The organism is Hoyosella rhizosphaerae (assembly GCF_014643175.1).
Lineage (GTDB): Bacteria > Actinomycetota > Actinomycetes > Mycobacteriales > Mycobacteriaceae > Lolliginicoccus > Lolliginicoccus rhizosphaerae.
Genome location: NZ_BMJH01000001.1, coordinates 560,321 through 586,086, shown reverse-complemented (window position 1 = coordinate 586,086; position 25,766 = coordinate 560,321). Strand labels below are relative to the sequence as shown.

The 25,766-nt window shown below is 61.9% G+C and carries 24 protein-coding genes and 1 pseudogene; 9 read left to right on the top strand and 16 right to left on the bottom strand.

What is annotated here, in order from left to right:
- The first annotated feature begins 67 nt into the window (after nt 1-67).
- On the top strand, nt 68-556 hold the full coding sequence (locus IEW73_RS02720) for a hypothetical protein (protein ID WP_188670437.1): 489 nt from the start codon (nt 68-70) through the stop codon (nt 554-556).
- Between the two features lie 175 nt (nt 557-731).
- On the opposite strand, the gene IEW73_RS02715 is transcribed toward IEW73_RS02720, so the two are convergent.
- Nucleotides 732-2,642: an acyl-CoA dehydrogenase family protein gene (locus tag IEW73_RS02715; RefSeq protein ID WP_188670434.1), complete on the bottom strand. Its 1,911-nt coding sequence runs from the start codon at nt 2,640-2,642 to the stop codon at nt 732-734.
- A gap of 66 nt (nt 2,643-2,708) precedes the next feature.
- On the opposite strand from IEW73_RS02715, the gene IEW73_RS02710 reads away from it, so the two are divergent.
- On the top strand, nt 2,709-3,341 hold the full coding sequence (locus IEW73_RS02710) for a TetR/AcrR family transcriptional regulator (RefSeq protein ID WP_188670433.1): 633 nt from the start codon (nt 2,709-2,711) through the stop codon (nt 3,339-3,341).
- Between the two features lie 33 nt (nt 3,342-3,374).
- Here IEW73_RS02710 and IEW73_RS02705 read toward each other — a convergent pair whose 3' ends face one another.
- Nucleotides 3,375-4,097, bottom strand: coding sequence for an SDR family NAD(P)-dependent oxidoreductase (locus IEW73_RS02705; RefSeq protein ID WP_188670431.1), 723 nt, complete (start codon nt 4,095-4,097; stop codon nt 3,375-3,377).
- 93 nt (nt 4,098-4,190) lie between these two features.
- On the opposite strand from IEW73_RS02705, the gene IEW73_RS02700 reads away from it, so the two are divergent.
- Entirely contained in the window at nt 4,191-4,817 is a 627-nt protein-coding gene (locus IEW73_RS02700; protein ID WP_188670429.1) for a TetR/AcrR family transcriptional regulator, read from the top strand.
- Between the two features lie 249 nt (nt 4,818-5,066).
- Here IEW73_RS02700 and IEW73_RS02695 read toward each other — a convergent pair whose 3' ends face one another.
- From IEW73_RS02695 to IEW73_RS02660, 8 genes are all read right to left on the bottom strand, one after another.
- Nucleotides 5,067-5,984, bottom strand: a complete 918-nt coding sequence (locus IEW73_RS02695) for a hypothetical protein (RefSeq protein ID WP_188670428.1) — start codon at nt 5,982-5,984, stop codon at nt 5,067-5,069.
- Nucleotides 5,985-6,067: 83 nt separating this feature from the next.
- Entirely contained in the window at nt 6,068-6,721 is a 654-nt protein-coding gene (locus tag IEW73_RS02690; RefSeq protein ID WP_188670425.1) for an ABC transporter ATP-binding protein, read from the bottom strand.
- A gap of 8 nt (nt 6,722-6,729) precedes the next feature.
- Nucleotides 6,730-8,736, bottom strand: coding sequence for a bacteriocin-associated integral membrane family protein (locus IEW73_RS02685; RefSeq protein ID WP_188670423.1), 2,007 nt, complete (start codon nt 8,734-8,736; stop codon nt 6,730-6,732).
- Nucleotides 8,737-9,145: 409 nt separating this feature from the next.
- Nucleotides 9,146-9,541 carry a tautomerase family protein gene (locus tag IEW73_RS02680; protein WP_188670421.1) on the bottom strand — a complete coding sequence of 132 codons (396 nt, stop codon included), beginning with the start codon at nt 9,539-9,541 and terminating at the stop codon, nt 9,146-9,148.
- Nucleotides 9,542-9,625: 84 nt separating this feature from the next.
- Nucleotides 9,626-9,868, bottom strand: coding sequence for a hypothetical protein (locus IEW73_RS02675; protein ID WP_188670418.1), 243 nt, complete (start codon nt 9,866-9,868; stop codon nt 9,626-9,628).
- Between the two features lie 46 nt (nt 9,869-9,914).
- Nucleotides 9,915-10,202: a transglutaminase domain-containing protein gene (locus tag IEW73_RS02670; RefSeq protein ID WP_188670416.1), complete on the bottom strand. Its 288-nt coding sequence runs from the start codon at nt 10,200-10,202 to the stop codon at nt 9,915-9,917.
- A 30-nt stretch (nt 10,203-10,232) separates the two neighbouring features.
- Nucleotides 10,233-10,970, bottom strand: coding sequence for an AAA family ATPase (locus IEW73_RS02665; protein WP_229675690.1), 738 nt, complete (start codon nt 10,968-10,970; stop codon nt 10,233-10,235).
- Nucleotides 10,971-11,083: 113 nt separating this feature from the next.
- On the bottom strand, nt 11,084-11,809 hold the full coding sequence (locus tag IEW73_RS02660) for an aquaporin (RefSeq protein WP_188670413.1): 726 nt from the start codon (nt 11,807-11,809) through the stop codon (nt 11,084-11,086).
- A gap of 220 nt (nt 11,810-12,029) precedes the next feature.
- On the opposite strand from IEW73_RS02660, the gene IEW73_RS02655 reads away from it, so the two are divergent.
- From IEW73_RS02655 to IEW73_RS16740, 4 genes and pseudogenes are all read left to right on the top strand, one after another.
- On the top strand, nt 12,030-12,959 hold the full coding sequence (locus IEW73_RS02655) for an SDR family oxidoreductase (RefSeq protein ID WP_188670411.1): 930 nt from the start codon (nt 12,030-12,032) through the stop codon (nt 12,957-12,959).
- Nucleotides 12,960-13,168: 209 nt separating this feature from the next.
- The gene (locus IEW73_RS02650; protein ID WP_188670409.1) at nt 13,169-13,849 is read left to right on the top strand and encodes a response regulator; all 681 of its coding nucleotides are present in this window, start codon (nt 13,169-13,171) and stop codon (nt 13,847-13,849) included.
- A pseudogene (locus IEW73_RS16745) lies at nt 13,846-14,856 on the top strand (HAMP domain-containing sensor histidine kinase); the annotation flags it as partial. The gene IEW73_RS02650 and the pseudogene IEW73_RS16745, both read left to right, overlap by 4 nt.
- Before the next feature lie 45 nt (nt 14,857-14,901).
- Nucleotides 14,902-16,446, top strand: coding sequence for a DUF4153 domain-containing protein (locus tag IEW73_RS16740; protein ID WP_444542876.1), 1,545 nt, complete (start codon nt 14,902-14,904; stop codon nt 16,444-16,446).
- 132 nt (nt 16,447-16,578) lie between these two features.
- Here the strand turns inward: IEW73_RS16740 and IEW73_RS02640 are convergent, their stop codons facing one another.
- From IEW73_RS02640 to IEW73_RS02620, 5 genes are all read right to left on the bottom strand, one after another.
- The gene (locus IEW73_RS02640; RefSeq protein ID WP_188670406.1) at nt 16,579-17,769 is read right to left on the bottom strand and encodes a Fic family protein; all 1,191 of its coding nucleotides are present in this window, start codon (nt 17,767-17,769) and stop codon (nt 16,579-16,581) included.
- A gap of 105 nt (nt 17,770-17,874) precedes the next feature.
- A complete protein-coding gene (locus IEW73_RS02635; RefSeq protein ID WP_188670404.1) occupies nt 17,875-19,155 on the bottom strand; it encodes an RNA polymerase sigma factor in 1,281 nt (426 codons plus the stop codon).
- Nucleotides 19,156-19,307: 152 nt separating this feature from the next.
- Nucleotides 19,308-19,727, bottom strand: a complete 420-nt coding sequence (locus IEW73_RS02630; protein WP_188670401.1) for a YciI family protein — start codon at nt 19,725-19,727, stop codon at nt 19,308-19,310.
- 99 nt (nt 19,728-19,826) lie between these two features.
- Entirely contained in the window at nt 19,827-21,290 is a 1,464-nt protein-coding gene (locus IEW73_RS02625; RefSeq protein ID WP_188670399.1) for a flavin-containing monooxygenase, read from the bottom strand.
- Nucleotides 21,291-21,404: 114 nt separating this feature from the next.
- A complete protein-coding gene (locus IEW73_RS02620) occupies nt 21,405-22,247 on the bottom strand; it encodes an alpha/beta fold hydrolase (protein ID WP_188670397.1) in 843 nt (280 codons plus the stop codon).
- 77 nt (nt 22,248-22,324) lie between these two features.
- Here IEW73_RS02620 and IEW73_RS02615 point away from each other — a divergent pair, with 77 nt between their 5' ends.
- Complete coding sequence (locus tag IEW73_RS02615; RefSeq protein WP_188670395.1) at nt 22,325-23,131, top strand: DUF6226 family protein; 807 nt, start codon at nt 22,325-22,327, stop codon at nt 23,129-23,131.
- A 176-nt stretch (nt 23,132-23,307) separates the two neighbouring features.
- Nucleotides 23,308-24,237 (top strand): dihydrodipicolinate synthase family protein, encoded by a 930-nt coding sequence (locus tag IEW73_RS02610; RefSeq protein WP_229675688.1) that lies wholly within the window; start codon nt 23,308-23,310, stop codon nt 24,235-24,237.
- On the opposite strand, the gene rox is transcribed toward IEW73_RS02610, so the two are convergent.
- Nucleotides 24,209-25,657, bottom strand: a complete 1,449-nt coding sequence (rox, locus tag IEW73_RS02605; protein WP_188670393.1) for a rifampin monooxygenase — start codon at nt 25,655-25,657, stop codon at nt 24,209-24,211. The two genes, IEW73_RS02610 and rox, sit on opposite strands and share 29 nt — an antisense overlap.
- Nucleotides 25,658-25,766 lie beyond the last annotated feature (109 nt).

Genomic DNA, 25,766 nt, shown 5'->3' with positions numbered 1-25,766 from the left:
ACGACCCAAGTGAGGGAATTCTAGGGGTGGCATCGGTGATGATGTCCCCTCAGGAAGGTAGACGACTATGTCGAATGCAACCAAAGGAATCACGGTCGCAGGGTGGTGTTTGCTCGTCTCTGTAGCAGTGACTGTCGTGGCGAGCTTCTTGCCGTGGTATTCGATTTCGTTTCTCGGCCTGACCGCGACGGAGAACGGCTGGAATGGTCTTTGGTGGGTGCCGACAGTCATCGCGATTGGTGTCGCTGTTATCTACCTTCTCGGCGTAGTGACTTCGCTTGCGACGTCGGCGAAGGCCCGCCTCGTGCTTCCGATAGCAGGCTTGGCCAGTTTTGTTCTGACGCTGATCATCCTGATTGACATCGTGGTGCGGGGAACCAGTGCGGTGCAGTTTGATGACCCTGACGCGATCCTCCCCGAAACGATTGCGTCGTCGGGCCCATCGTTTGGAATCATCATTGCCTTACTCGCGACCGGTGCGACCGCCTTTTTCGCCGCGAAGGTCGCACACGAGGGTGGAGCGAAGTTGCCATTCCGCAACCAGGGCCCGAGATAGTCGACGGAGACCGTGCGCGAAACATTGTCCCCCTATCTACAGACGGTCAGCGGAAACGCCAGCACCGTGGCTTGGAGTACTGAGCCACGGTGCTGGTGGGTTGAGGCGGTGTCGTCCTATAAATCCCTACCCGCGAAACTGCGTCGTCGAAGCTAGGTCAGGAGACAAAGAGCTGTCACGGCTTCATTTCGTAGGTGTTCGCAAGTCCTCGGGCTGCTTGGACGATTCGCTCGAAGCGGGCCGGGTCACCGACGGGTTCGCGCACCAGGTCGAGTGCGCGCTTGCGCTGCGCCGACGTTGCCGTGGTTTTGCAGTGCAGCTTCGTAGCGTGCGAAGAGAAATCAGTGACGAAGACCTCGAATAGGTGGTCGATGACGTCGAGGTCAGTGTTCTCGATCTCGGCCTGCTCGAGGATGAGCTGTGCGTATGGCAGGAGTGTGAACAACTCGCCGAGCGCGAACAGGAAGTCCACGTCTTTCTGCTGCTCAGCTGTCGGCTTCGCCGCGACAAGCAGGGCTTGGAAGTCCTCGGCTTGCTGCGTGAAGACAGCCACGTTCGGGATGTGTGCGAACTTCTGGAAGACGGGCCGCCAGTCCGCGAATGCGATTTTGCTCAAGCCGCGACTTGCACCTTGCTTGAACAGGAAGTCGTCGTTTGCTGGATCGCGCCGGTGCGGCACATCAGGTACCGGGTGGGTGCGTAATGCCGATGGTGCGCCGGGGATGCGCTCAGCGAGCGGGACGATCTTGTTGCTGGCGGCGCGCAATCCTGTCGATAGTGCGCGGACGGCACCCCTTGGGGCTGTGCCGACGGGAAGCATCTGAAGGGCAGCCATTCCGGCATCGGTCGGACGGAAAAGGAAGTTCGGCATGAACTTCAGTGAGAGCGCCATGTTGACGTGCACGGTTCCTTCAAGGCGTGGAAGTCCGAACGCGCCGAGCATCGCCATCGGGAAGTACATGTCTGTCTCGAACCCGCGCGCAGCGATCGTGTCGGCCATCAGGATGATGATCTTTTCGCCCTCGCGGGTGACATTCATCTTTTCGATGGCGTTGAACAACAGGTAGCGACGGTCATCCGCATTCGCAGATCGCATGTAATCGATCGCCCGCTCGCTGTAGAGCTTCATGCCGATTAAGCGCACGTACGCTTCCGCTGTCATCCTGCGGATTTGTGGAAACTCTGTGACTCGCTTGCCGAAGAGAATGCGGTTCTCGGCGTGTGTGAGTGCCTCGTAGAGGACGTGCTCGCATTGGCCAATGGCGCCGAATCCAAGGTTGAACTTGCCGATGTTCACGGTATTCATCGCGGCGTGGAAGGCGCTCTTGCCTTCATGCAGGATGTCTTCTTCTTCGACCGGGTAGTCCTCGAGGTCGAATGCGGCCACGTACATTTGTGCGTCGACGACGTTTTTGCGCAACTTGTAGTTTTTATGCTGACTATCGGCGGCGAAGAACAGGTAACCCTCAAAGTCTTCGTCGGGTTTGTAGCTTTCAATGTCGGCGCTGTCGATGGTTGGCTTGTCGGAACGACGGGCGAATACCGACACCATGCGTGCGAGGTTACCGTTGCCGATGTAATGCTTGCCACCGCTGGCAGAGTACGTGCCTTCGCCCTGCGGGGTCACGATCATGTCGGTTGAGTAGACGTCAGCACCGTGTTCTTTTTCTGACAGTCCGAACGCGAAGATCTCCCCTGCTTCAAGGAGGTCTGCGGCGCGCTTGCGGGCTGCGGTGTTCTGCGACTGCCAGATCGGTCCGAGGCCCAGGATGCTGACCTGCCATACATACCAGTACTGCATTCCGTAGAATCCGAGGATTTTGCTGTACATGGCATTTCTGGCGGTGTCCCAACGCTTGTCGGGGTCGCCGTTGGCTTCAGATGCTGGGGTCAGGAAGGTCGCGAAAATGCGCTCCTTCTTCACCATGGTGAGGAACTCCGAGTACCACACGCGGTCGCGGTCCTGCTGCTTAAGCCAGGCTTTGCCGTGGTTTTCGAAGAAATCGATTGTGGCCTGGAAACACTCGCGTGTGCGGGTGTCGAACTCGGCGAAGTCGGGTTCCATGGGATTGAAGAGCTTAGTCATGAGACCAAATGATACAACGATGTAGGCAAATACTACAGTAATGAAGGAATCTGTTAGGTTGGTGTCATGACCGTCAAAGCTGATGCCCCCGCCAGGGGCCGCGCGCCACATCTGGGGCCCGAACGCCGCCGCCCTCAGGTGCTCGATACGGCGCTCGACATCGCGGTCGAATCCGGAATTGGTGCAGTGACGATCGGCGCCATCGCCGACCGCATGAGCGTGACTCGCCCCGTGGTCTACAAGTGCTTCGCCGACCGCGTTGAACTCATCGAAGAACTGTTGCAGCGCGAAAGCGCACTTGTGCACGATGGCCTCGTCGCAGCATTGCATCAAGCACAAGGGCCTGACCCCGAGGCTGCCTTCATTACCGGGTACACCGCAATGCTTCGCTTCATTGAGTCGCGCCCCGGCGCGTGGCGACTACTGTTCAGCGCCGATCCTGACCCCGCAGTCGCAGCTAACTTTGCCGCGGCCAAGCAGGCTGTCGCGCATCACTCCTCACGCTGGATACGCCCCGCACTCGAATCATGGTGGGGCAAAACTGACCTCGATACAAAACTCCCGGCACTCATCGAGCTATTCATGGCATCAGGCGAAGCCGCCGCCCGAACAATCCTGGATCCCGAAAGCCACTGGACCCCAGACGCGTTGGGCGAATTCTACGGCCGGATCATGTGTCAAGCTTTCCGCGCAGCCTAAAGCACGACAAGATACTTCCGGAAATGTGGCGAGCTACAGCTCCTTTGCGTGTACTGCAAGTTCGAACGCGTTACGAGTTCGGGTCAGCTCGTATAGCTTGTCCGCAACATCGCTGGCGATGACGCGCGCTGGTAGCGAAAAACCTTCGGGTAGATCAGTGCGCTGGCTTTCCAATTCGGGGTTCGAGTACAGGGGCGGATTGTCGAGCGGAACATAACCCACATAGACGCCGTGTTCAGAAAGCTCGGCGTGCATATGGCGTGCCAACATCCGCAACGCCGCCTGGGGTGCTCCGATGAGCCCGGTCCCGGGGAACGAATTGCGGTCAGACTGGCCGCTTGTGATCAGCACCGATCCCCTGCCGGCAAGAAGGTGTGGCCGAGCGGCTTGAACGGAGGCCAGGACGCTCACCACTCGCAAGGTCAGGAACTCCTGCAGTGCGTTTAGGTCTATGTCGAGGGCTGGGCCGTATGCCTCGCCTAAAGGTCCCGGCACGTTGTAAAGAAGTACATCGATGCCACCAAGCGCGTCGCCCAGTTGGACTATCGCTGCACCCAGTGATTCCGGATCAGCGGCGTCGGCTGAGACTCCGTGAACAGTGCGTCCCTGAGCCCGGAGTTTGTCTGCAAAGGGCTCGAGTTGATGAATATCCCGGCGAATGAGACCTACCGCAAATCCCTCGTTGGCGAATCTTTCCGCAGTTTCGTAGCCGACGCCGGGCCCTGCCCCCACAACGATGATCGATTTCTTTGCCATGCCCACACCTTTTACCTTTGCGAAACTCATGATGGCACATCGTGCCATATAGGCAGGCTATGTCACTTAGGCTGTCTATGACACACTGATGTAATGAGTCTCACAACCCGACGCAAGCAGGCGACGGAACAAGACATCGCGCATGCCGCCCAAACACTTTTCGTAGAACGGGGCGTTGCTGAAACCACCGTCGAAGCGATCGCAGAGCGTGCCGAAGTTAGCGTGCGAACCTTCTACCGATACTTCCGCTCCAAACAAGACTCGGTCATCCCCCTGTTGACATTCGGAGCGCAGAGATGGCAGAACCTCCTGAACGACGCCTTGCAAGGCACCTCCAGCAGTCGAGCACTCCCCGAGGCAATCGAGGCGGCCACGCGAGAGGCTATAGCGGGAAATGGCGCGACGGACGCCATGCCATTTGAACTAGTGCGCGTGCTTCTTCAGGCCGCCGAATCTGATACTGCGCTGCGGGCTGTATGGCTACACGTCAACGACCACTCGGAACGTCAACTAGCTCAAATCCTCACATCCGGGGAGCCACCCGCCGTCGCTCAATACACCGCGCAGCAAGGGCGCCTCCTCGCTGCCGCCGCCACCACTGCGATCCGTGTCTCTATCGAAAACTGGGCGTTAGCTAGCGTCCAAGCCGATCCCCAAACCCTTGCCGAGGACGCAGCTCAGGTCGCGCGGTTAATGACCTCCGCGATCTACCTACGATGACGTTATTGGAGTTGAATACGACACTGGGCACTAATTGGTTGCCACATGTGCAGAGAAATACATCCGTTCTTGCCTTGAAACCGTGCATTTCTCTGCACATGTCGTGGTCGGCGGTCCGACAAACCAAAGCGGCATGGGAATCGGCTTCCACTCCACTCGTTGACGCCCGCTAGCAGGCATCGGAGGTGGTGGCGTTCGCACGCTGGAAACCACATTTGCGGCTTTCCAGGGTGCCGAAAACTTTTACTTTCAGGCAGTCGGCGGCGGGTCAATCAGACCGAGTGCTGCTGCGTTGAAGACCAGACCTGGGGTGTCGTGTGCGTTAAACGTGGCTCGCAATCGATCACGCGCACGCAGCACCGTGCGGTTGGCCATTCCGAGCGACTCGGCCACTCGGCCAACTGAAGCCCCGGAACAGAGCTGGTTCAGAATGACAAGCAGCGGTGGTTGCGGGAACTGAGCGAACTCCCCGACTGATATTTCGGGGCCAAACGGTGAATGGTCGGTATAGATTCGCGTAGTGTGCTCACCCTCATGAACCAATGCGAGCCGACCACCATCGATCACCACGCCGCGTCCAGGGAGTTCAGCGGCGGTCAGCACTGGAATGTTACGTTCCGCGAGCGTTTGACTATACGGTGTCCATTCGGGCGCTGACATAAACCTTGCATCACGTACGACCCGAATCGATATACCTCGGCACGACAGATATTCCAGGGTGTGGTGCAAAAATCCCGCTGTGTCGGCGATTGGGTAGGTGTGGAGCAACGTGACGTCGTGTCTTGCCTTGATCAGGATTTCCTCGACCATCGTGGAAAACGTGTCGAGTGAGGTCGGTGACGAGGCTTGAGCTCTTGTACACCGCCAGACATCAAGGAGTTGCTGTAAACCAGCAAAACCACCAATTTCTCGCAGACCCGGAACGGTAGTCTCGGCTGGGCGCGTGTGCAGACGATGGATCACGGAACGTGCCGCCCAAAAGGCAGGGTGAACTAGGCGATATGCCTCGTCGATGTCACGGGACCGACGTACCAGTCCAACCAGGCGAAGCCGTTCTACAGCGGACTGTGAGTCGCTTTGTGTGACACCAGATTCGGCTACGATCTTGCTCAGGCCGGCATGAACACTGCGAGCAAGGGCCAGGCAGACTTGGTAGTCATCGGTCATACCGCAGTGGACCTCCCGACGTCAGGTAGTGGCCGCCCCTACGACCGCTTCTACCCTAAGGGACATCCGCCGCCATGGTGTTCCTACGCTACTTCTGATGCGGTTGCAGTGATTGAGAGGGTGTCATCGCACGCGGCAGTGACCGTCGGGTCATGCGTCGCAATAACAACGGTCGCACCAGCGTCGGCGAATCCTCGGAGCACCTCGATAACCATCTTCGCGTTGCTCGCATCGAGGGCACCGGTTGGTTCGTCAGCCAGGATGACCGGAGGGTTCTTCACCAACAAGCGCGCAAGCGCGACACGTTGTTGTTCACCGCCGGACAGGCTGAACGCCGGGGACTTGCCGCGTCCGGAGAGCCCAACCTCGGCGAGTGCCTCGTTGATCGCTGTTTTGGTCGCGGAACCGACAAACAGCGACGGAAAGGCAAGCCGAACATTGTTATAGGCGGAATCATTGTCGACCAGTGCGTAATCCTGGAAGAGGTAACCCACAGTATTGCGACGGTAAATTCGTCGTCTGCGCGCCCCGAAAGTCGTAATGTCCGCACCATCGACGGTGATGGACCCCGCGTCAGGGCTGTCAATGAGTCCGATGCAGTTGAGTAGCGTCGATTTTCCCGAACCCGACTTTCCTGTGATCGCCAGCATGCGTCCGGATGGGATCGTCAAGTCCAAGTTCCTCCAAAGGTGGTGCGACCCATACGACTTTGAGAGTCCCGCAATGGTGATATCCATTGTTTCTCCTACTTCTGAATGTTCGACGCGCTGAGACGCTGCTCGCGATGGCGGATGGCAAGCACTGCCGTCAGTGGCGCGATCAGTGCCAGAATCGTGACGAGTGTGACGGTCAGCGGGGTAACGGCAGTGAGCAGATATTCAACTGATGGCATTGAGGCGAAAAGGGGGTCTGCCAGCACAGCCTGATTCTGACGCCAGGACCGGTACAGGAGTGCGAATGGAAAGGCGAACAGCAGTGCCTCGCCCGCCCACAGCCAACGGCGTGACAGCAGCGGCGACCAACCCGAAACGAACTGGATGCGCAGCCGTTGCGCATTTCGCAACTCGTACACAATGACCGATGCCACGGCGAGTATCATGAGCAGCGCTGCCGAGATTACAGCGTTGAACTGTAGTTTTCGAACCTCAGATACCCACACGGATTGGCTTGCCTGCCATGTGTCGTAGGCGGAGTTGAATTGCAAGACGCCGTACGCGCGCGGGTCCGCCTCAAGTCCCGCCGCCGCTTCCGCGGTGAGCAGAACCGCACCTCTGCCGGCCAGGCTCCCGACGTATTCCATCGGAGCGGCGTCAGCGCGAATCACCACTGCTGGTTCGTCGAACAACACAGGCCCTCCTGTGGTGTCTGGATAGAACAGTCGATAGTCTTCGGCAACGACGATGCGCGGCGGCGGAGCACCCTCCCGGTCGTAATCTGAGGTGTACTTCGCCAACACTTGGAGTTTTGACGCCTCGTCATATCGGGGTGGGATAACAATCGTAGTGTCGCGCGTTGCGGTGGTCGGGAGGTCGGCGGTGACGTCGACACCCGTGAGGTAGGACTGGGCCGCCGACGCGTTGATGGTGATCAGCGCATCAATATCGGCAGTGATCAGATCAGGGCTGAAGGTCCGATCCGCATATTTAACCTGCCCTGTTGCCTCCATCTCGTGCAGGGCTGCTCCCAAAGCGTTCATTGGTCGATCGTCATGTGGATCCATTGCTGCAGGACCACCCATGTTGATCAGAAGATCCTCGCTGTGGGGCTGCCAAGCAGCATTTTCCTGAGTGAAGTTCTGGTAGTGCTGATATCCAGCAACGGCGCCCGTGATGATCGATACGCCAACCAGTAGGGCTGCGACACGTACTGCGTAGATCGCCGGGACCAGCAGAATCTGACGCACTCGGCCTTTGATGCCCACGGCCAATGGGGTCGCACACACCTCCAGCAGCACGATCCAGTGCGCCAGGAGCGACACAATCAACAGGAGAAGCCATGCTCTCACCAGCCAAAACCAAAAACTACTGACCTCGGCAAACTGGTTATAGGCATAAAGTGCAGCGAAACCCGCACCCACTGTTGCAGCGAACGCTGCTGCCCCGTACCGGGCTGTTGCGGCCAGATCACGCAAAAACAGACCGCCAATTGACGAGCCATTGAGCCGACTGATTGCGTACCGTTTTGACGACAGCATCGTAGCCGCGGCGGTGAGGACGATAACCGTCAGCACAGATAGCAGCAACAGCGTCTGGTTCGACGGGATTTGGAGCATCTCAACGATGACACTTCCGTGCCATTCGTGGGCGGAGACACCATGCTCATCCAGGACTCGAACTACTTCCGAAGCAAACCCGTCTGGACCGACGACATTGTAGCCACCGGCAAGTTCGGCACTCATCCGAGGTGCGAGCGGAAGCGTCTCCAGCTCCTCACCTCGGGTGAACTGTCGGTGCCCTGTGGCAAGCACCTCGCTGCCGCGCCCGGCATCGAGAACATACAAGTTGGTGCGTGTGCCGTCGACGAGGTCGTAGTCACTTGTGACGATCAGCGCGTTCTCGCGCGCGGCGAGGTCCTCTAGCGCTGCGATAGCTCCCTCAGCGTCCGCGTCTGTGTCTGGCTGGGAGATTTGGACACCTGAAAACGTGGTTCCAATTGCACCGTCGAGTCGCGCGGCAAAAAGAAAAGCGAGGATCATCGCAAGCACTGCTGCACTGCACAAGCTCAGTGCAAACATTCGGTACGGTCGTCCCACGATCATCCCTGCCTATCACGAGGTTGGGTACACAAGCTGAGCGCGCATCATTTCCAATACGGGTGCTGTGCCAACCGACGTAACGCTCATCCGGCCTGGCGGCATTACCGCCCCCAAGGATTTGATGGCTAGTCGTTGAAGCTGATTCCGCTGCCTACGCCCCTAGCATCTCCGCCACCGCCGAACCCCGCAACACTTCCTGGTCGGCTCCGTCCAAAGCATGTGGCACCCAGGCGCCACCGTTGCACGCGCAGTCAAACTGAATCCTGTGGGACGTATGCGCGCGAACATTTAAGGGTGGCACTGAGGTGCCAAAACGGCGTGGCTTGACTCACCAAATGTTGCAGAGAACTTGGCGACGAAATTGTTGCGCAAATTAAGTCCGTGCTCTGCGCTTGTCGTGAGATCCCTACACTTCTACGGTGAAGCCAAAGTTGACATCGCACGCGGCCTGACCGCCCCTGATCCCCCAGTTTTCTATTGGGAATTCTCGGACAGTGATGAGCACATCGAGTGGGTCGATGCCGAACGGTGCAAGGCGTTGCACGATCTGCGAATAGAGCTTGCGTTTTGCTTCGATGGATCGGCCGGCGTAGCAGTCGATGGTGATGAGTGTGCAAAACTCGGGGTTCGCGTGCTTCGGTGACGACGCAAACCTGTGCGGTTCATGCACGACAAGCCGCACATGCTTGTCTTCCGCCGGGATTCGAAAGGCATCAACGAGCGCAGCGTGGACCGCATCAATGATGCCTACCTCGTCTGCTTCGGAGTATTGACGGCGGACTTCAATCTGCGCAGTGGGCATTCGAATGTTCTCCTGATGGGAGTGCAATGTTTTTGACCGCATGCGAGCCGAACTTGCACGGGACGCTTCTGAATGTCACAGAGTTTACGTGTCTAGGCGGCTCGGTAGGTAGAGGTAGTTTGCGGTGCCTGGAATGGCGCTTTTTAATGCCGCTTGTAGGGCGGGCGGTGGCTCGGGGTACACCAGCGTGTAGTCAATCTCGCCGCGTTTGGGGTCTGCGGTGAAGGCTATTCGTTCGCGGTCGAGGTCGAACTGGGCATCCACACCAGGCTTGTTGCCTCGGGCATCGATCCGAGCCCACTTCCCGTTGCTGTAGATACCAACCAATGCGTGCAGAACAAAGCCACCGGGGACGTCGTCTCTTAGTCTTTTTCTAGCACAGACCTGCGGGAACTCCTTGCGCCCGAAGTAGCGCGGCTAGGAGGTGGGCATTGCCGTGGCAGATGGCGTTTTGCGCTTCGAGAACATCTGCGGACTTATATGCCGCGCTCCATCGCCCCGCGTCTCTGGAGTGTGCGATGTTGTCCCGTACGAACGTGAAGGCGGCTTCGGGTCCACCCAGCATTTGCGCTGTATTGAGGACTTCGCGGGTGTGGAAATTGATTACATCGTCGGAAGCAAGATATGTGTCGATGACGCTCGAACTGGGCGCAAAAATCACCTGTTCACCGTATCAGTGTGGAACATGGTCTCAGTCGTCCGAGAGCAGATGGTGCAGGTAGAGATCGGGGCGGTCCAGGAACCTGCGCATTAGTTGTACCGGTTCTGCACTGTCGTACTCGACCTTGGATATGGCGCCATGGCCGTCGATTTCTAGGATGCGCGCGTGGGGCAGTGCTAGGAGGATCGGCGAATGCGTCGCGATGATGAACTGGCAGTTCTGTTGAACGAGATGGGCGATACGCGCGACTAGTGCCAAACACCCTTGCACTGACAGCGCTGCTTCTGGTTCGTCGAGGATATAGAACCCATTGGGGCGGAATCGTTGGTTCGCGAGGTGGAGAAACGACTCCCCGTGGGATTGTTCATGCAGAGAGTGGCTTCCGTAAAAGTCGAGGATGCCGAGCCGCTCAATTTCCGTTGCCACGTTGAACAGCGATTCAGCACGCAGGAAGAAGTTCGAGCGGGGTTTGCCGGGGTTCCATCTCAGTCTTATCCGATCGGCGAGTGCGTAGTCGGATGATCGCGTGGAGAATTGGAAAGACTTTGAACCGCCTTCGGCATTAAATCCGGCGGCCACTGCTAGCGATTCCACGAGCGTGGACTTACCAGAACCGTTGTCGCCGACGAAGAACGTCACCCCAGGTGCGAATGTAAGGCTGCCAGTGGTTGCTAGTGTTCGCACGACTGGAAGTTCGAATGGGTATCCGGGCAGATCTGGTGGGCCGTCGAACATGACCTCAGTAACGAAGTGGCCAGCGTCTGACAATGCGTTCCTCCTTTGCCGCTCCAATCTATCGGTGCGCTCCGGGTACCGGGGATGGATCTCAGCACTGTGCCCCGGCAGCCGTGGCAACCGGGGCACAGTCTCAACTCATTCGATCAGCTGCGCGGAAACAGCAAGCGGTAGACGCCGACACCGACAGCGCCACCGATAAGTGGGAACACAATAAACGCCCAGATCTGCCCCAGTGCGCCGTCCTGGAATGGCGCCACAGCCAAGCTTCGTGCGGGGTTAACTGAGGTGCCGTCAACAGGAATTGACACGAGGTGGATGACTGCAAGGGTGAAGCCGATCGGAATGCCAGCGAGTGCTGCATTGCCGAGCCTGTCAGTTGAAGCAAGAACAACGAACACGAGGAGTGCCGTAAGTACAATCTCCACGATGATCGCTGACCCAAGCCCATAGCCTGCGGGACTGAATTCACCGAATCCGTTGGCCCCGAGTCCATCTACCGCGCGGTCGTACGTCGGCAGTCCAGAGGCAACCGCGAGCAACGCGACACCGGCGATAAGGCCACCGACAACCTGGGCGATGACGTATCCGGCTGCTTGAACTGGGGTGAGGCGCTTAAGGATAAGGAACGCTAGCGTCACCGCTGGGTTGACGTGGGCACCTGATATCGGCCCAATCGCGTAGGCCAACGCAACGAGCGTGAGGCCGAAGGCAAGCGCGATGCCAAGGAACCCAACATATTCGCCTGCGAACACAGCTGTACCGACAGCGACGAACACAAGCACGAACGTGCCGATCGCTTCGGCGGAGAACTTGGAAACATCGCTGATTGCAGGTGCAGCGGTTTCTTCGACCTCGATAGATCCGGACATATTTCCTCCACTAATACAGGGCAACCCACGGCCGCCAACGAGGAGAAACAATATGGTAGATCGATTCGTGTTAGAAGCGATTAGCGAGGCGCATCACTCCAGATGACCACAATGTTATTGTCCGTACCCGATTTAGGGTGATTTTGTGAGCGCTAGCCAAGTCAGTTGATGGCTCAAGTTTGCGGAGTCAGGCTTGCGTGGAGGCGGTAGGTTTAGCCTCATGGACAACCCACTTGCCAGGCTCCGGGGCGAACGAATCAACCTTGATGGGAAGGTCGTGTTTATTACCGGCGGCTCCCGTGGCATTGGGGCGGAGGTCGCGCGCCTGTGCGCCGCGAAGGGCGCAAAGGTGTTCCTCGCGGGCCTTGAACCACAGCTGATGGAAGCTTTGTGCGCGGAGCTCGGTAATGCGAACGCGGCTTCGCTTGAGACCGATGTTGTTGACCTCGAGGCGGTTCAGACGGCCGTCGCGGCAGCCGTGGAGCGTTTCGGTCGTATTGATGTTGTGCTGGCCAATGCTGGCGTTGCCCCCTACGGGACAGTGGCGACAATCGGCAAGGCGACGTTCGACCTCTCCATGGCGATCAATGTTGGAGGCGTGTGGAACACTCTCAACGCCACGCTTCCGCACGTCACCGAAACGCGGGGGCATGTGCTGACTGTGTGCTCAGTTGCGTCATTTACTCCGCTCGGTGGTCTGCATGCCTACACGGCGAGCAAAGCTGCGGCGGAATCGCTGACCCACGCTTTCGCGATGGAAGTTGCCCATCTTGGCGTCACAGTCGGTTCCGTGCACCCGAGCTGGATCGACACCGACATGGTGCGCGACGCAGAACATGATCTGCCGACGTTCCGCAAGCTCCGCTCCATGCTGCCGTGGCCCCTGCACTCGACTACTACCGTCGAGAAGTGTGCCGCTGCAATAGTGTCCGGGATGGAGAAGCGGGCGTCGAGGGTGTTCAGCCCAGGATCTGTGGGCACGGTGTACTGGTCGCGGGCGATGATCCAGGCGCCGCTCGCAGTGAAACTTGCGCGGGGAATGTCGCGACGGATCATCCCGGACCTGGAGCGGGAGGTTCAGGCCCTCGGCCGTTCGCTCAGTGCACGGGAGGCCAAGCAGCTCCCCGGCGACGGCGAGCCCAGCGCCTAGCTCGACGATCCCACCCCGCACCCGTCGGCGGAAGCACCGGAAAGCGTCAAGCGCGAGAGAACCTGCCCGGGGTTTGTCGCAGCTTCTCTCGCGCTTGACGCTCCTGTCGAGGCCCATCGGCCCGGACAAGGGCGCGGAAGCCTGGATCTTCACAGGATCTCCACGATTTGGCCCCGATCAATGCAGGAGCGCTCGCATACGCTTGCGGCATGACAGATCCAGTGGTGCTGGTGGTCGAGGATGACCCAGCGATCAATCAGGCGCTGAGCGATCGCCTCGTCGCCGAGGGCTTCCAGGTGGTGCGGGCCTTCGATGGTCCCGGGGCGGTCGCTGCCCACGAGGCTCACGCGCCTGATGTGGTGGTGCTCGATGTGATGCTGCCCGGCTTCGACGGTCTCGAGGTGTGCCGACGCATCCAGGCGACGCGCCCGGTGCCGGTGCTGATGGTCACCGCGCGGGACTCGGAGACCGATGTGCTGATCGGGCTCGGCGTGGGCGCGGACGACTACGTCGCCAAGCCGTTCCGGATGCGCGAGGTCGTTGCCCGTGTACAGGCCCTCTTGCGGCGAGTGGAGCGATCGCGGGAGGCCGCGGCCGCCGTCGCGGTGACCGTCGGTGGCCTGAGCATCGAGCCACGTACCCGGCAGGTCCTCGTGGCGGGATCGGCCGTGCACCTGACCCCGCTGGAGTTCGACCTGCTCGTGGCGCTGGCGACCGAGCCAGGAGTGGTGCGCTCGCACGAGGAGCTGATGCGCGAGGTGTGGGGCTGGTCGGAGGCGTCGGGAACCCGCACGCTGGCCAGCCACGTCAAGGCGCTGCGCGCGAAGATCGGGGCGCACCGGGTGCGCACCGTTCATGGCGTCGGCTACGCGCTGGTGGTGGCGGCATGAGCAGGGCGCGGCCGCTCGATGGCTTCCGGTCGATCAAGGCGAAGCTGGGCATCCTCGTGGGCGCGAGCGTCATCGTCGCTGTCCTGGTCGCACAGGCGGGATCGCGGGCAGGCGTGCCGGGCTGGCTGACGATGCCGGTGACCGTGGTCGTGGCCTTGCTCGTCACGCAATGGCTCGCGCGCGGCATGACGTCCCCGCTGAGGGAGATGACCGCGGCCACTGCGGTGATGGCGACCGGCGACCATTCGCGGCGGGTGACGGCGACCTCGCTGGACGAGGTAGGTGAGCTCGCTCGGGCATTCAACGTGATGGCTGGCGATCTCGCGGCAGCGGACCAGCAACGACGCCAGCTCGTCGCGACAGTGTCTCATGAGCTGCGCACCCCGCTGGCAGCGCAGCAGGCCTTGCTGGAGAACTTGGTCGATGGCGTCGTATCGCCGGATTCCGAGAGCCTGCGAACGGCTCTGGCGCAGGCCGAGCGGCTGAGCGGACTGGTGACGGACCTGCTGGACCTGAGCAGGGTCGATGGTGGCGTCGCCAGGCTCGATATCGGCCTCGTCGATGTCGAAGCGGTCGTCGGGCAGGGCGTGGCCGAGGCGCGCGCGCAGGGCGGCGCGCAGCGCGGCATCCGCATCAAGGTGGCGATCGCCGACGGGGCGCGGGAGGTCGAGGCCGATGCCGGACGGCTCGCGCAGGTCGTGGCGAACTTGCTGGACAACGCCGTGCGCCACTCACCGGAGGGCGGCATCGTGACGGTGCGCGCAGACTCCCTCGACGGTGATCGGTGGGCGCTGGAGGTCACCGACGAGGGCCCGGGCATCCCGCCGGATCGGGCGGAGCGGGTATTCGCGCGCTTCGGCTCGTGGGACAACTCCGGTGGCGGCACGGGGCTGGGCCTGGCGATCGCGAGCTGGGTGTGCGAGCTGCACGGTGGCTCCATCGCCGTCATCGGCGGCACGGATGAGGATTCCGGGCGGGGCGCGCGCGTGCGCGCTGTCCTGCCCAAGGCACCCCGGCTGCCAAGCGCCGGGTATTACACGGAGGAGAAGCTCATGCCTGATGAGCCAGGGCCCGCGGGCGCGGGAACGCTCACTGCGAGAGAGATGCCCAGCGGGCCGGTGCCACCCATGCGGCCAGTACAGCCAGTAGCCGATTCGACGGTAGCGCAGCTCTTCGGCCGCGCGTGGCCGGAGAAGGATCAGCGACCCCGACCCGGGCTCGTGCTGGGCAGCGTAGCGGTAGGCGTGCTCGCGGCCATCATCCTGCCCGCCCAGTCGAGCATGGGGCTTGGCCTGCTGCTGGTGCTGCTCGCGGCGGGCGGGGTGATCCTGGCCGGTTCGGTTCGTCGGCGTGAACCATGGACGATGATGCTCGCCGTAACCAGCCTGGCCCTGGCCTCGTTGCTGGTGCTGCGCGCGGCGGAGTGGGTGACGGTCCTCGCGGTGCTGGCTGCGGCGGTGCTAGCGATGGCAGGACTGACCGGGGCGCTGTCCTTCGGGGCGATGGTCGCGGCGATGGCGGCGTGGGTGCTCGCCGCGATCCGGGGGTTGCCACTGCTGGGCCACACCTTGAACGTGCTGTCACGGCGCTCCAGCGTCTGGCCCGTGGTGCGCACGGTCGCGGTCACGCTGGTGGTGCTCGTGGTCTTCGGCGGGCTCTTTGCCTCCGGTGATGCGATCTTCGGCTCGTGGGCGGACCGGATCGTCCCCGATATGCAGGTCGATGGGTTCATCAACCGGGCGTTCGTCGGCTTCTTCGTCGGAGGCATCGTCCTCGCCGCGACGTATGTGGCGGTCAATCCCCCACCGGTCGAGAAGGCGACCCTGCCGCCGGCAACCCCGGTGCGCCGGAGGTTCGAATGGATCATTCCGCTCGGAATGCTCATCGCGATCTTTATGGCTTTCGTCGCAGCCCAGGCCACCGCGATGTGGGGCGGGCACGATTACGTGCAGCGGACCACGGGGCTTACCTACGCCGAGTACGTGCACCAGGGGTTCGGGCAGCTAGTAGCCGTGACGTTCCTGACGCTGATCACCGTCGCAATCGTGGCGCGCAAGGCGCCGCGTGCGACATCCGTTGATCGCGCGCTGCTTACCACCGCGCTCGGGCTGCTGGGCAGCCTAGCCCTCGCGGTTGTCGCCTCGGCGCTGTATCGCATGCACGTCTACCAGGAGGCCTACGGGTTCACTGTCATGCGGCTGCTTGTTACCGGCTTCGAGCTGTGGATGGGTTTCCTGCTCGTCCTCGTGCTGATCGCCACGGCGCTGCGCACGGGGCGTTGGATCCCGCGGGCAGCGCTCGTTTCTGGCGCGCTGCTGATCCTGGGCATCGGGCTGATGAACCCGGAGGCGTGGGTGGCGGAGCACAATATCGAGCGCTACGCGCAAATCGGCAAGATCGACCTCCATTACCTGCGGTCGCTCGGTCCTGATGCCACCCCCGCGATCATCGAGGGGCTGCCCCGGGGGCTTGCGGAATGCATCATCGCAGCGCCCCAGGATAGTGGCAGCCTGATTGATTGGAACCTGGGTCGGTCGCGGGCCGCGCAGGCCGCCGAGGGATTCCCCGACGCCGTTCGGCTGGGCTGCGAGGGCTGATCTGCGGGGGCTGAGCGCGGGCATCGCGATACAAGCCCATCCGGCGATACCGAACACAATGATGCCGTGGGTAACGCGCGGGGCGGAGTGTGTGTGCTTGCCACGCTTCGATTATTCGGTGCCTCGAGTGGCCTATCGAGCCCGTCGGCCTGCACGGTCAGCAAATTCGTCTATCGCGTTGAGCACGGCACGGGCCTGCCACATACGGTTGCGTTGCTGCCCTGTGAATTCGGTCAGAATTCCTGCGTCTACAAGCGGCGCGATGGCGCGTTGCGCGTTTTGCGGGGCGACGCCAAGCTCCGCGGCGACTGTCGCCGCATCGATAATGGGCTGGCGGAGTAGCAGGTCGGCGAGTGTCCAAGCTGATGCGCCTCTGCGGGCGGTGATGACGGTGCTCCAGTGTGCTCGGATGCCGCGTAGGTCCGCTACGAGGGCGCGCCCGTTGGCGGTGGCTGCGAACGCGGCGTCGGCGAATGTGGCAACGATGTGCTCGGGTTCGCCGTTGCGGTAGTCGGTGAGCGCGGTGAAGTAGCGGGTGGTGTCGGTGAGCAGGCCGGCGGAGATTGGAACGGTCACGTTGCGAGCGAGGCCGCGGCCGCGCAGTAAGGAATGGACGAGCGCGCGGCCTGTGCGGCCGTTGCCGTCAGTAAAGGGATGGATGGTCTCGAACTGAGCGTGCGCGATCGCAGCGAGGACAAGCACCGGTAGGTCCGTGCGTCGCAGGAATATCGTAAGGTCGTCGATCAGTGCGTGGACGTGCTCGTGGTGTGGCGGGACGAATGTGGCGTCGTGCGGTCCGTAGGTAGTGCCGCCGATCCATACTTGTTCCTCCCGCCAGCGCCCTGCCTGGGGGTCGATTCCGTCCATGAGTGCTCGGTGCATGTCAAGGATGGCTTCTGGGGACAGGTGGTTGGCGAGGTCGAGCGCGGCGCGCATCGCGCGGGTGTTCGCGACGATGGAGGTTGCATTGCGCTTGGCGGTCTCGCCAAGCTCGGCGAGGACGATTGCTTTGGCGCTGGATGTGAGGTTCTCGATCATCGATGATGATGCGGATTCCGAGCGCAGGAGCACGGCGGCGAAGGGTGCGATGTCGGAGCCGAGTTCGGCGTCGAACCGGGTGAGCTCGGTGGCGGCTTGTTCGGCGAAGGCGAGCACCGAGCTTGGCAGCTGGAGTGGCTGGTGCGCGATGGCCGGAACGATGGCGGCCTGGTAAGGGCCGGCATGTCGTTGCCGGATGGCGGCGGCGACGAGGTCCGGCGGTATGCGGGGCACCCAGGGGCGGGTTTCAGCCCCGAGGGCGGGCCAGTCGACTTCTGATGCCATCATTCCACTCTAGACTCAGTTGCTAGATAAATGATAATAAGAGCAACGTTTCTGCTCGGATATCCGGGAAAGGCGCGCCTCTGCTGTTGACTGCCCTGACCACCTCTACGTCGAGTTCCCCAGCGCGGCGACCTTGGCCTGGAGCACGCCCCGCTCTTGCTCGTTACGGCACAGTTCGATGGCCCGGGATAACTCCGCGCGGGCTTCCCGCTCGCGCCCCAGGCGGGCGAGCAGTTCGCCGCGCACGCTAGGCAGAAGGTGCGAGCGCGCGAGCCCCTCGTCGGTGGCAAGCGCATCGACCATCGGTAGTGCAGCTGCCGGTCCGCGGGACATCGATACCGCCACTGCGCGGTTGAGCTCGACGATCGGCGAGGGGGCGAGCCGTGCGAGGGTCTCGTAGAGCTGCGAGATCCGGTGCCAGTCGGTCTCGTTGATGGAACTAGCGATCGCATGGCATTGTGCGATGGCGGCTTGCACCCCGTAGGGGCCGAGGCCGCTGCCGAGCGTCTGGGCATGCTCGAGAGCGGCCCTACCCCGCCGGATTGCCCCCTGATCCCATCTTCTGCGGTCCTGTTCGTCAAGCAGCACTGGACGGCCATCGGGTCCGGTGCGGGCGGGAAAGCGCGCCGCGGTGAGCTCAAGCAGGGCGAGCAATCCGTGTGCTTCCGCGGATCGGGGCGTCAGCCGGGAAAGCATGCGCGCGAGGCGCAGCGCCTCGCTTGCCATGTCGAGGCGGATCAGCGAGGCGCCGGAAGTTGCCGATGACCCTTCGGTGAAGATCACATAGATGACGTTAAGAACGGAGCTAAGTCGTTTCGCCCGCTCCTCCGCCGGGGGCACCTCGAAGGTCGCGGAGGCCTCAGCGAGGGTCTTCTTGGCGCGCGTGATGCGGGCTTGAACGGTTGCGGTGGGAACGAGGCAGGCGCGCGCTATCTCATCACTGGTAAGGCCTGCTACCACGCGCAGAGTCAGGGCGATCCGGGCCTCTCGGGAGAGCACCGGGTGGCAGGAGATGAACATGAGCGCAAGGATGTCATCGTCGATCTGGTCCGGGTCCCATGGGAACTCCCCCGGCTGCCCGGTGCGCGCGTCTTCCCTGATTTCGTGGGCGAGGAGGGCGTATCGCTCATCGCGCGCAGCGCGCCGTCGGAACCCATCGATCGCCCGGCGGCGCCCCACCGTGAGCAGCCACGCCGCAGGGGTGCGCGGTACCCCGTCGCGTGGCCAGGTGACCAGCGCCTCGGCAAGGGCCTCCTGCGCGAGGTCCTCGGCGAGCGCGAAGTCACCGGTGTAGCGGGTGAGCGCCCCCACGATCCGCGCCGATTCGATCCGCCAGACCGCCGCTACCGCAGCGCGGCTCACTGTGGCCCCGGATGCTTCGCCCATTCCCTTCGCCTCCTCTCCGTGGGCTGTCGCAACTGCGCGCAACATCGACACTTGCTTCAACGTCACGATCCACGAGATCTTCTCGACGGTGGAGAACGAGGCCGCGGCTCTGGCGATCAGGTTCGCTGAACGGTGGGAGAAGCTTTGTCGGCTCAGAGCTGACCGGTGGCCTCGCGCCAGGCACGCTCTCGCTGGATCCATTCATTGTCCTGAGGGAACTCGTCGATGGTGGGGACGCGCCTGATCTCGGTCTTGAAGCCAGCGCCGAACGAGGGCATTCGCGTCGCCCACTCGACCGCTTCCTGCTTCGACGCGACGTTGAGGAGGTAGAACCCGCCGAAAAGCTCCTTAGTCTCGCCGTAGGGGCCGTCGGTCACCACCGGAGGCTCGCTGGAATAGTCAACGATGACGCTGTCCGCCGCATCGTCGAGTCCTTCCGCCGCGACGAGCACCCCGGCTCCTATGAGCTCGTCGTTGAATCGGCCGACTATCTCGAGCATCTCAGTGAAATCACGGTCCGCCATCGTCGCGGCGGCCTCGTCGGTGCTCCGCATGATCAGCATGTACTTCATGGGGTGTACCTTTGCTGGAGGGCCCGGGCCGATGCGCCGGGCTTCATCTCAAGGTCGAGTGGGCGTCCCCCAGATCGACACGGACGCGCAATTCTTTTTTCACGCGTGCCGCTTGACCGGTATCGCCTGGTAGTCGGTGGGGTCGAACTTGGCCTCGCGCTTGTACTCGATGCCGAGTAGCGGCCAGTTTGTGGTGACCCGACCGGAGGCGGTGCGGTACCAGGACTCGCACTGGCTCCAGACACTTCCGGCGAGCTTCTTCTGGATGCGCTGGTCATACGCGCGCTCGACGACGGCCTTGACTGTTAGGGGTGCGCCCCGCGATGCTATTGCGTCGACGAAATCGCGTAAATAGGCGGCTTGGATCTCCAGGAAGTAGATGATCGACCCCCCGCCGGTGTTGGTGTTGGGCCCGTACATGATGAGCATGTTCGGGAATCCAGTGACGGTCATTCCGTAGTAGGCGCTGGCCCCGTCGGCCCATTGCTCATGCAGGTCGCGACCGCCGAGTCCTGTGATCTTCATGGGCGCAAGAAACTCGGTGGCCTTGAAGCCTGTGCCCCAGATGATGACGTCGGTGGGGTGCTCGGTGCCGTCGGTGGTGATGATGCCGTTGGGGGTGATCTCTCGGATGCCGTCCGTGATGAGCTCGGTGTTGGGCTGGGCGAGGGCTGGGATGTAGTCATTGGCGAACAGGACTCGCTTGCAGCCGATGGGGTAATCGGGCCAGACCTTCTCGAATAGGCCGGGCTTGTCCTTAGCCTGGCGCTTCATGTGCGCGTGGGAGACGCGGCGCACCAGGGCGGCGAGCGGCTTGGAGTACACCCACGCGACGCTGAGCGACTCGACTAGCCCGTACCAGGTTCCGCGCTCGGCGAGTTGGGTTGCGGGCAGCAGTTTGAAGACCTTGTGGTGCAGCTCCGTGAACTCGCGGTCGGGTCGGGGCAACAGGTATGGGGCGGAGCGCTGATAGACGTCGAGATGCGCGGCCCTGGGCTGAATCTCGGGGACGAACTGGATGGCGCTGGCTCCTGTGCCGATGACGGCAATTCGCTTGCCATCGAGGGTGATGTCGTGGTCCCACCGTGCGGAGTGGAATGACTCCCCCGCAAAGGTGTCGCGCCCGGGAATGGCGGGGGTTGTAGGCCGGGAGAGTTGGCCGACAGCATGCACGAGCACGTCGGTATCGAGAGTCTCGCCGTTGCTAAGTTCCAGCGTCCATCGGCCGGTAGTCTCGTCGAACCTTGCGGCGGTGACCTCGACGCCGAAGCGAATGTGTCGGCGCACGTCGTAGGTATCGGCGACGTCGCTGATGTAGCCAAGGATCGCGGGCTGCTGGGAAAACCGCCGTGGCCAGCGCGGGTTCGGCTCGTAGGAGTACGAGTAGAACGGTGAAGGTACGTCGCACGCCGCGCCGGGGTACGTATTGTCGCGCCACACTCCCCCGACGTCACTAGCCTTCTCGAGGATTGTGATGTCGTCGTGGCCAGATCTCTTAAGCTCGATGGCCGCGGCGATGCCACCGAGTCCAGCTCCGATGATCGCGATGGATGGGGCGTCCATACGTGGCGTTCTCCGATCTGGCTTCGCGATGTGTCTTGTATCACAGTAGTGCAGTCGGGAGGGTAGTGCTCCAGGCTGGCGGGTCGTGTCATCGCCTGGCGGCTGACTACGGGGTCACCATGACGCGAGCGTCTTGCGTAACCACGCCACAAGCTCAAGCGGCGCATCGAGCATGACGTGGTGGCCACTAAGTTCGATCGCCTCGTACGCGGCAGCACTGGGAAGCACCAGCCGAGTAGCTGTGAGAACTTCCTCGGTGACCACTGAATCCCGCCCCGCCCGCAGCAGCGCGGCTGGAACCGGAACCACGCCACTCACTGTGTGCGGGAACATTAAGGCGTGGAAAATCTCCGGGTCGAACTTCCAAGACCACCCGTAAGGCACCGGCTTCACAGAATGCTCGCCGATGTGCCGTTGCAAGTAGGCAGCGATCGGTTCAGCTGAGCCAAACGGTCGGAATGCTGCCACAGCCTCCTCCCGCGTCGCGTAGGCACGGCCCGGTCGCGAAGCAATGTCCGCGAAAACCGCCCGAGCGGCAGGTCCTGGCATTCCCGCGAAACCGGTATCGATGAACGCGATGCCACCGAGGCCAGGGCAGGTATGCGCCAAGTGGTAGGCCACCCTGCCGCCCATGCTGTGAGCCACAACGAGCGGCTTTTCGCAACCATCGAGCAGTGCCGCGACCTCCCGCGCCCACAATGCGTAGCTATACCGTGGACGTCGGCCGCTGTCACCATGACCAGACAGGCTTAACGCCACTACCCGCCGCCCCTGTGCGAGTGATGGCCCTACGTGGTCCCACCAGTGTGCATTCGCAGCCGCTCCATGCACGAGGGCGACGACCGGGTCCCCGATCCGACCCCAGGCACGGTAGGCGATGTCCACCCCATCGACTCGTACGGCGCCGGTCTCAACAGGTACCTCGAGTGCGGTTCGGAACCACTCGGGAGCGGTCATCGCGCCTCATCCGTCATGGGCCAATTCAATCAGCTCTAGGCCCGCGCAGCACGGTCAGGGGAGGTAATGTCCACGACATGGGTACCGACGCGGAACAGTCGTGGTGGGAGGAACACAACGACAGAATTCGCCAAGTGCACGAAACTGGTTTCGGCGAGAATTTGTCATTGCTTTCGCATGAAATCTGCAATTTGCTCACCGACGTCGACGCGGCGTTTACGATCACCGGCGCCGACACACCGGGATGGGCGGATCCGCATATCGCTGGTGTCGCGCCAGATGAGGCGGAGTACGGGCGTTGTCCCAACCCGGAAAAGTTCCTCATCGTCGTGGCGCGAGCTCAGGCGTGGACAAAGGTTCTCCTCAATCGAGGTTGGGCGCGAGAAACTTCGGACGTGGACTGGGCGTTTCGCCCGACTGTGCCCGACGGGGCCGTCACAATTCTTGAGCCTGCGGCAGAGGGTGCGGTTCCACTTGTTTTGACGACACACACCCGAGTGGACAGCGACCATCTGGTCAACGTCAGGATCGCTGCAGGGAACCCGGCGGTCAGTTTGGCCTCGATTCCCCACTGTGAATGCGACGCCTGCGATGATGGTTCCGACGCACTCCTGGAGGACCTAGACCAGTGGGTGCTCTCGGTCGTTGATGGTTCCCTTCACGCCGAAATCACTGCGGACCGCTTCATCACTCGCACGTCGTTCGGTGCTCACGGCGGCTCGGTACAGAACCTCGGTAAACCTACGGCGTTTACGGCTGGACCGTGGCCCCCGGACTGGACTCCGCGCACACTCTCCCCCGGCTTCGAGATGCAACCACCTCGCGCACCGTTCCCGCGCAGCACGGTCGGCGTGATCGTGCGTCGTCTGTTGCGCCGACCCTAGGTGGCCGTGTCCATCCCGCCTACGAGTCGAGCGGCTTCACATGTGCAGAGAAATCCACGACAAACGACGGATGGGATGGTGCATTTTTCTGCACATGCGCTCCCCGATGACCGGGCACAAGGGTCCAGGACTTCCGCGTACGGGCGTGTGCCTCCACGGTGGGTTATATTTCCCGCATGGACGCAAGTGTGGGGCAGCTACAGAATTCGATGTTTACTGGACTGAGTGCGTTTCCTCTGACGCCGCTGTCGAATGACGAAGTTGACGAGCGGGCCTTTTCCGCTCTTGTGGAGCGTCTTTCGGCGGCAGGGGTCGATTCGATCACCGCGCTTGGCTCCACAGGCTCCTACGCTTACCTGAGCGTGGAGGAACGTAGCCGAGTCGCGCGTCTTGCCGTTAAATGTGCGGGCGAGACTCCCGTGTTCATTGGTGTGGGGGCGCTTCGCACGTCGCAGGTGCTCACCAATGTCGCAAACGCTGAGGCTGCCGGGGCCGCGGGTGTCCTGCTGGCACCCATGACGTACCAGGCACTCACCGCCGACGATGTTGTTGCGTTGTTCCGAACCGTGACGGAGCGTTCGTCACTGCCGGTCATCGTGTACGACAACCCCATAACCACGCATTTCACGTTCACCAACGACTTGTACGCGCGCATCGCTGAGATGCCCGGCATTGCCTCCATCAAGATTCCGGGTATCCAAGCTGACCCTGAGATGACCATGTCGCGGATCCAAAAGATCCGCTCGGTGATTCCCGATCACGTGAGTATCGGCATCTCAGGTGACGCGATGGCCGCTGAGGGGCTGAACGCAGGGTGCGACGCTTGGTATTCCGTGATTGGTGGGACATTGCCCCAACAAGCACTCCGCATCGTCCGCCCGGCGCTAGCCGGTAGCGCCGCCGACGCACGAGCTGAGTCTGCACGCCTTGCACCACTGTGGGCACTGTTCGCAGAATTTGGTGGCAGCTTGCGGGTAGTGGCAGCGATCGCCGAATACCTCGGACTGGCACCGAAGAATTGCCTACCGTTGCCCATTCAAGGATTGGATTCGATCCAACGACTGCGTGTAGCGCAGGTCATCGACGAGCTTCAGCTCGCCCACTAGGTGCACCGGTGCCGAACCAGCGTGGCAGGTGGTGGAGAAGGTCCGCCTGGTGGTCTCCAACCCATGCGACGTGGCCGTCCGGTCGCAGCAGCACAGCGGGAACATTCAGCTCGTCGCTACGGTCGATTACGTGGTCGATCCGACCTTCCCAGCCCTCCACTGAGAGCTGGCCCGTCCCATCTAGCAGTAGGCCGCGCCCTTCGTGCATCAACTCGTACAGTCGACTGTGCTTCAGTGTCATATCGCGTAGCCTTCGGCCGAGCAGGTTTCCTTCGCCGCAGGGGTACCGAACGGAGATCGCCGTGACCTTCTCAATCAAGAACCGGTGCACGTCCTCAAAGTCCATCAGCTCCGTCACCAGTGTGCGCACCGATTGAGGACCGGGCTCCGTCGAAAGCAGCACACCTTGTGCGCGAGTGTTGTCGAGGACGTCGGCTGCGACGGGGTGGCGTTCAGTGTGGTAGCTGTCGAGCAGTCCTGGCGGTGCCCAACCATGAACTGTGGCAGCGAGTTTCCAACCGAGGTTGAACGCGTCTTGGATACCAAGGTTGAGGCCTTGTCCGCCCAACGGAGGGTGAATGTGTGCGGCATCCCCGGCAAGTAGTACCCGGCCTTCCCGGTAGCGTTGGGCGAGCCGGGTGGCGTCGCCGAATCGGGATAGCCAGCGCGGTGAGTGCACCCCGAAATCAGTACCGGCGAACACACGCAGTTGCTGCTTGAACTCGTCGAGGACGGGTGCGACCGAGCGATCATCCGTCACATTCGCTGCGGGCACCACGACTCGGTATGTGCCGTCGCCGAGTGGCCCAAGGCCAAACCGCTTCTCAGTTTTGCGCACCTCGGCCACCACCGTCATCACTGATTCTGGTGCCGCGTCGATTTTCATCTCTCCCAGCAGGATCTCAACCTTGGAGGGTTCGCCCGGAAAGTCGATGCCAACGAGCTTGCGGACTGTGCTTCGGCCTCCGTCGCAGGCGACAAGGTAGCGCGAGCGCAAGGTAGTGCCGTCGGCTAGGTCGACGGTGACTTCGTCGTTGTCCTGGCTCAGGCCGACTACCTCGCAACCGCGCCGGAGTTCGGTGCCTAGTTCGGTTGCTCGTTCGGCCAGCAGGCGGTCGGTGACGGGCTGCGGGATGCCGAGAACGTAAGGGTGTGCGGTGTCGAGCCCCGGTGGTGTGGGTTTGTCGATCCCAGCGAAGACGCCCCCAACTGGGTATTGCTTGCCGTGGTCAAGAAACCGTTCAAGGAGACCGCGTTGGTCGAGCACCTCGATGCTGCGCACATGCAGGCCAAGCGCGCGGACCCATGTGGGCGGGGTGGGGTCCTTCTCCAGCACGAGCACCTGAACGCGGTGCAGCCGCAGCTCACTGGCAAGCATCAAACCGGTCGGTCCTGCCCCAACGATGATCACATCAAACATGGGTATTCCCCTTCTCATTCCCCGCCTTGGCGAATATCGCAGCTTTCGTAGCCGCTGACCAGGCTGGACCATTCTGCGCCATGACGGGGGCCTTGCCGCAAGACCCCCT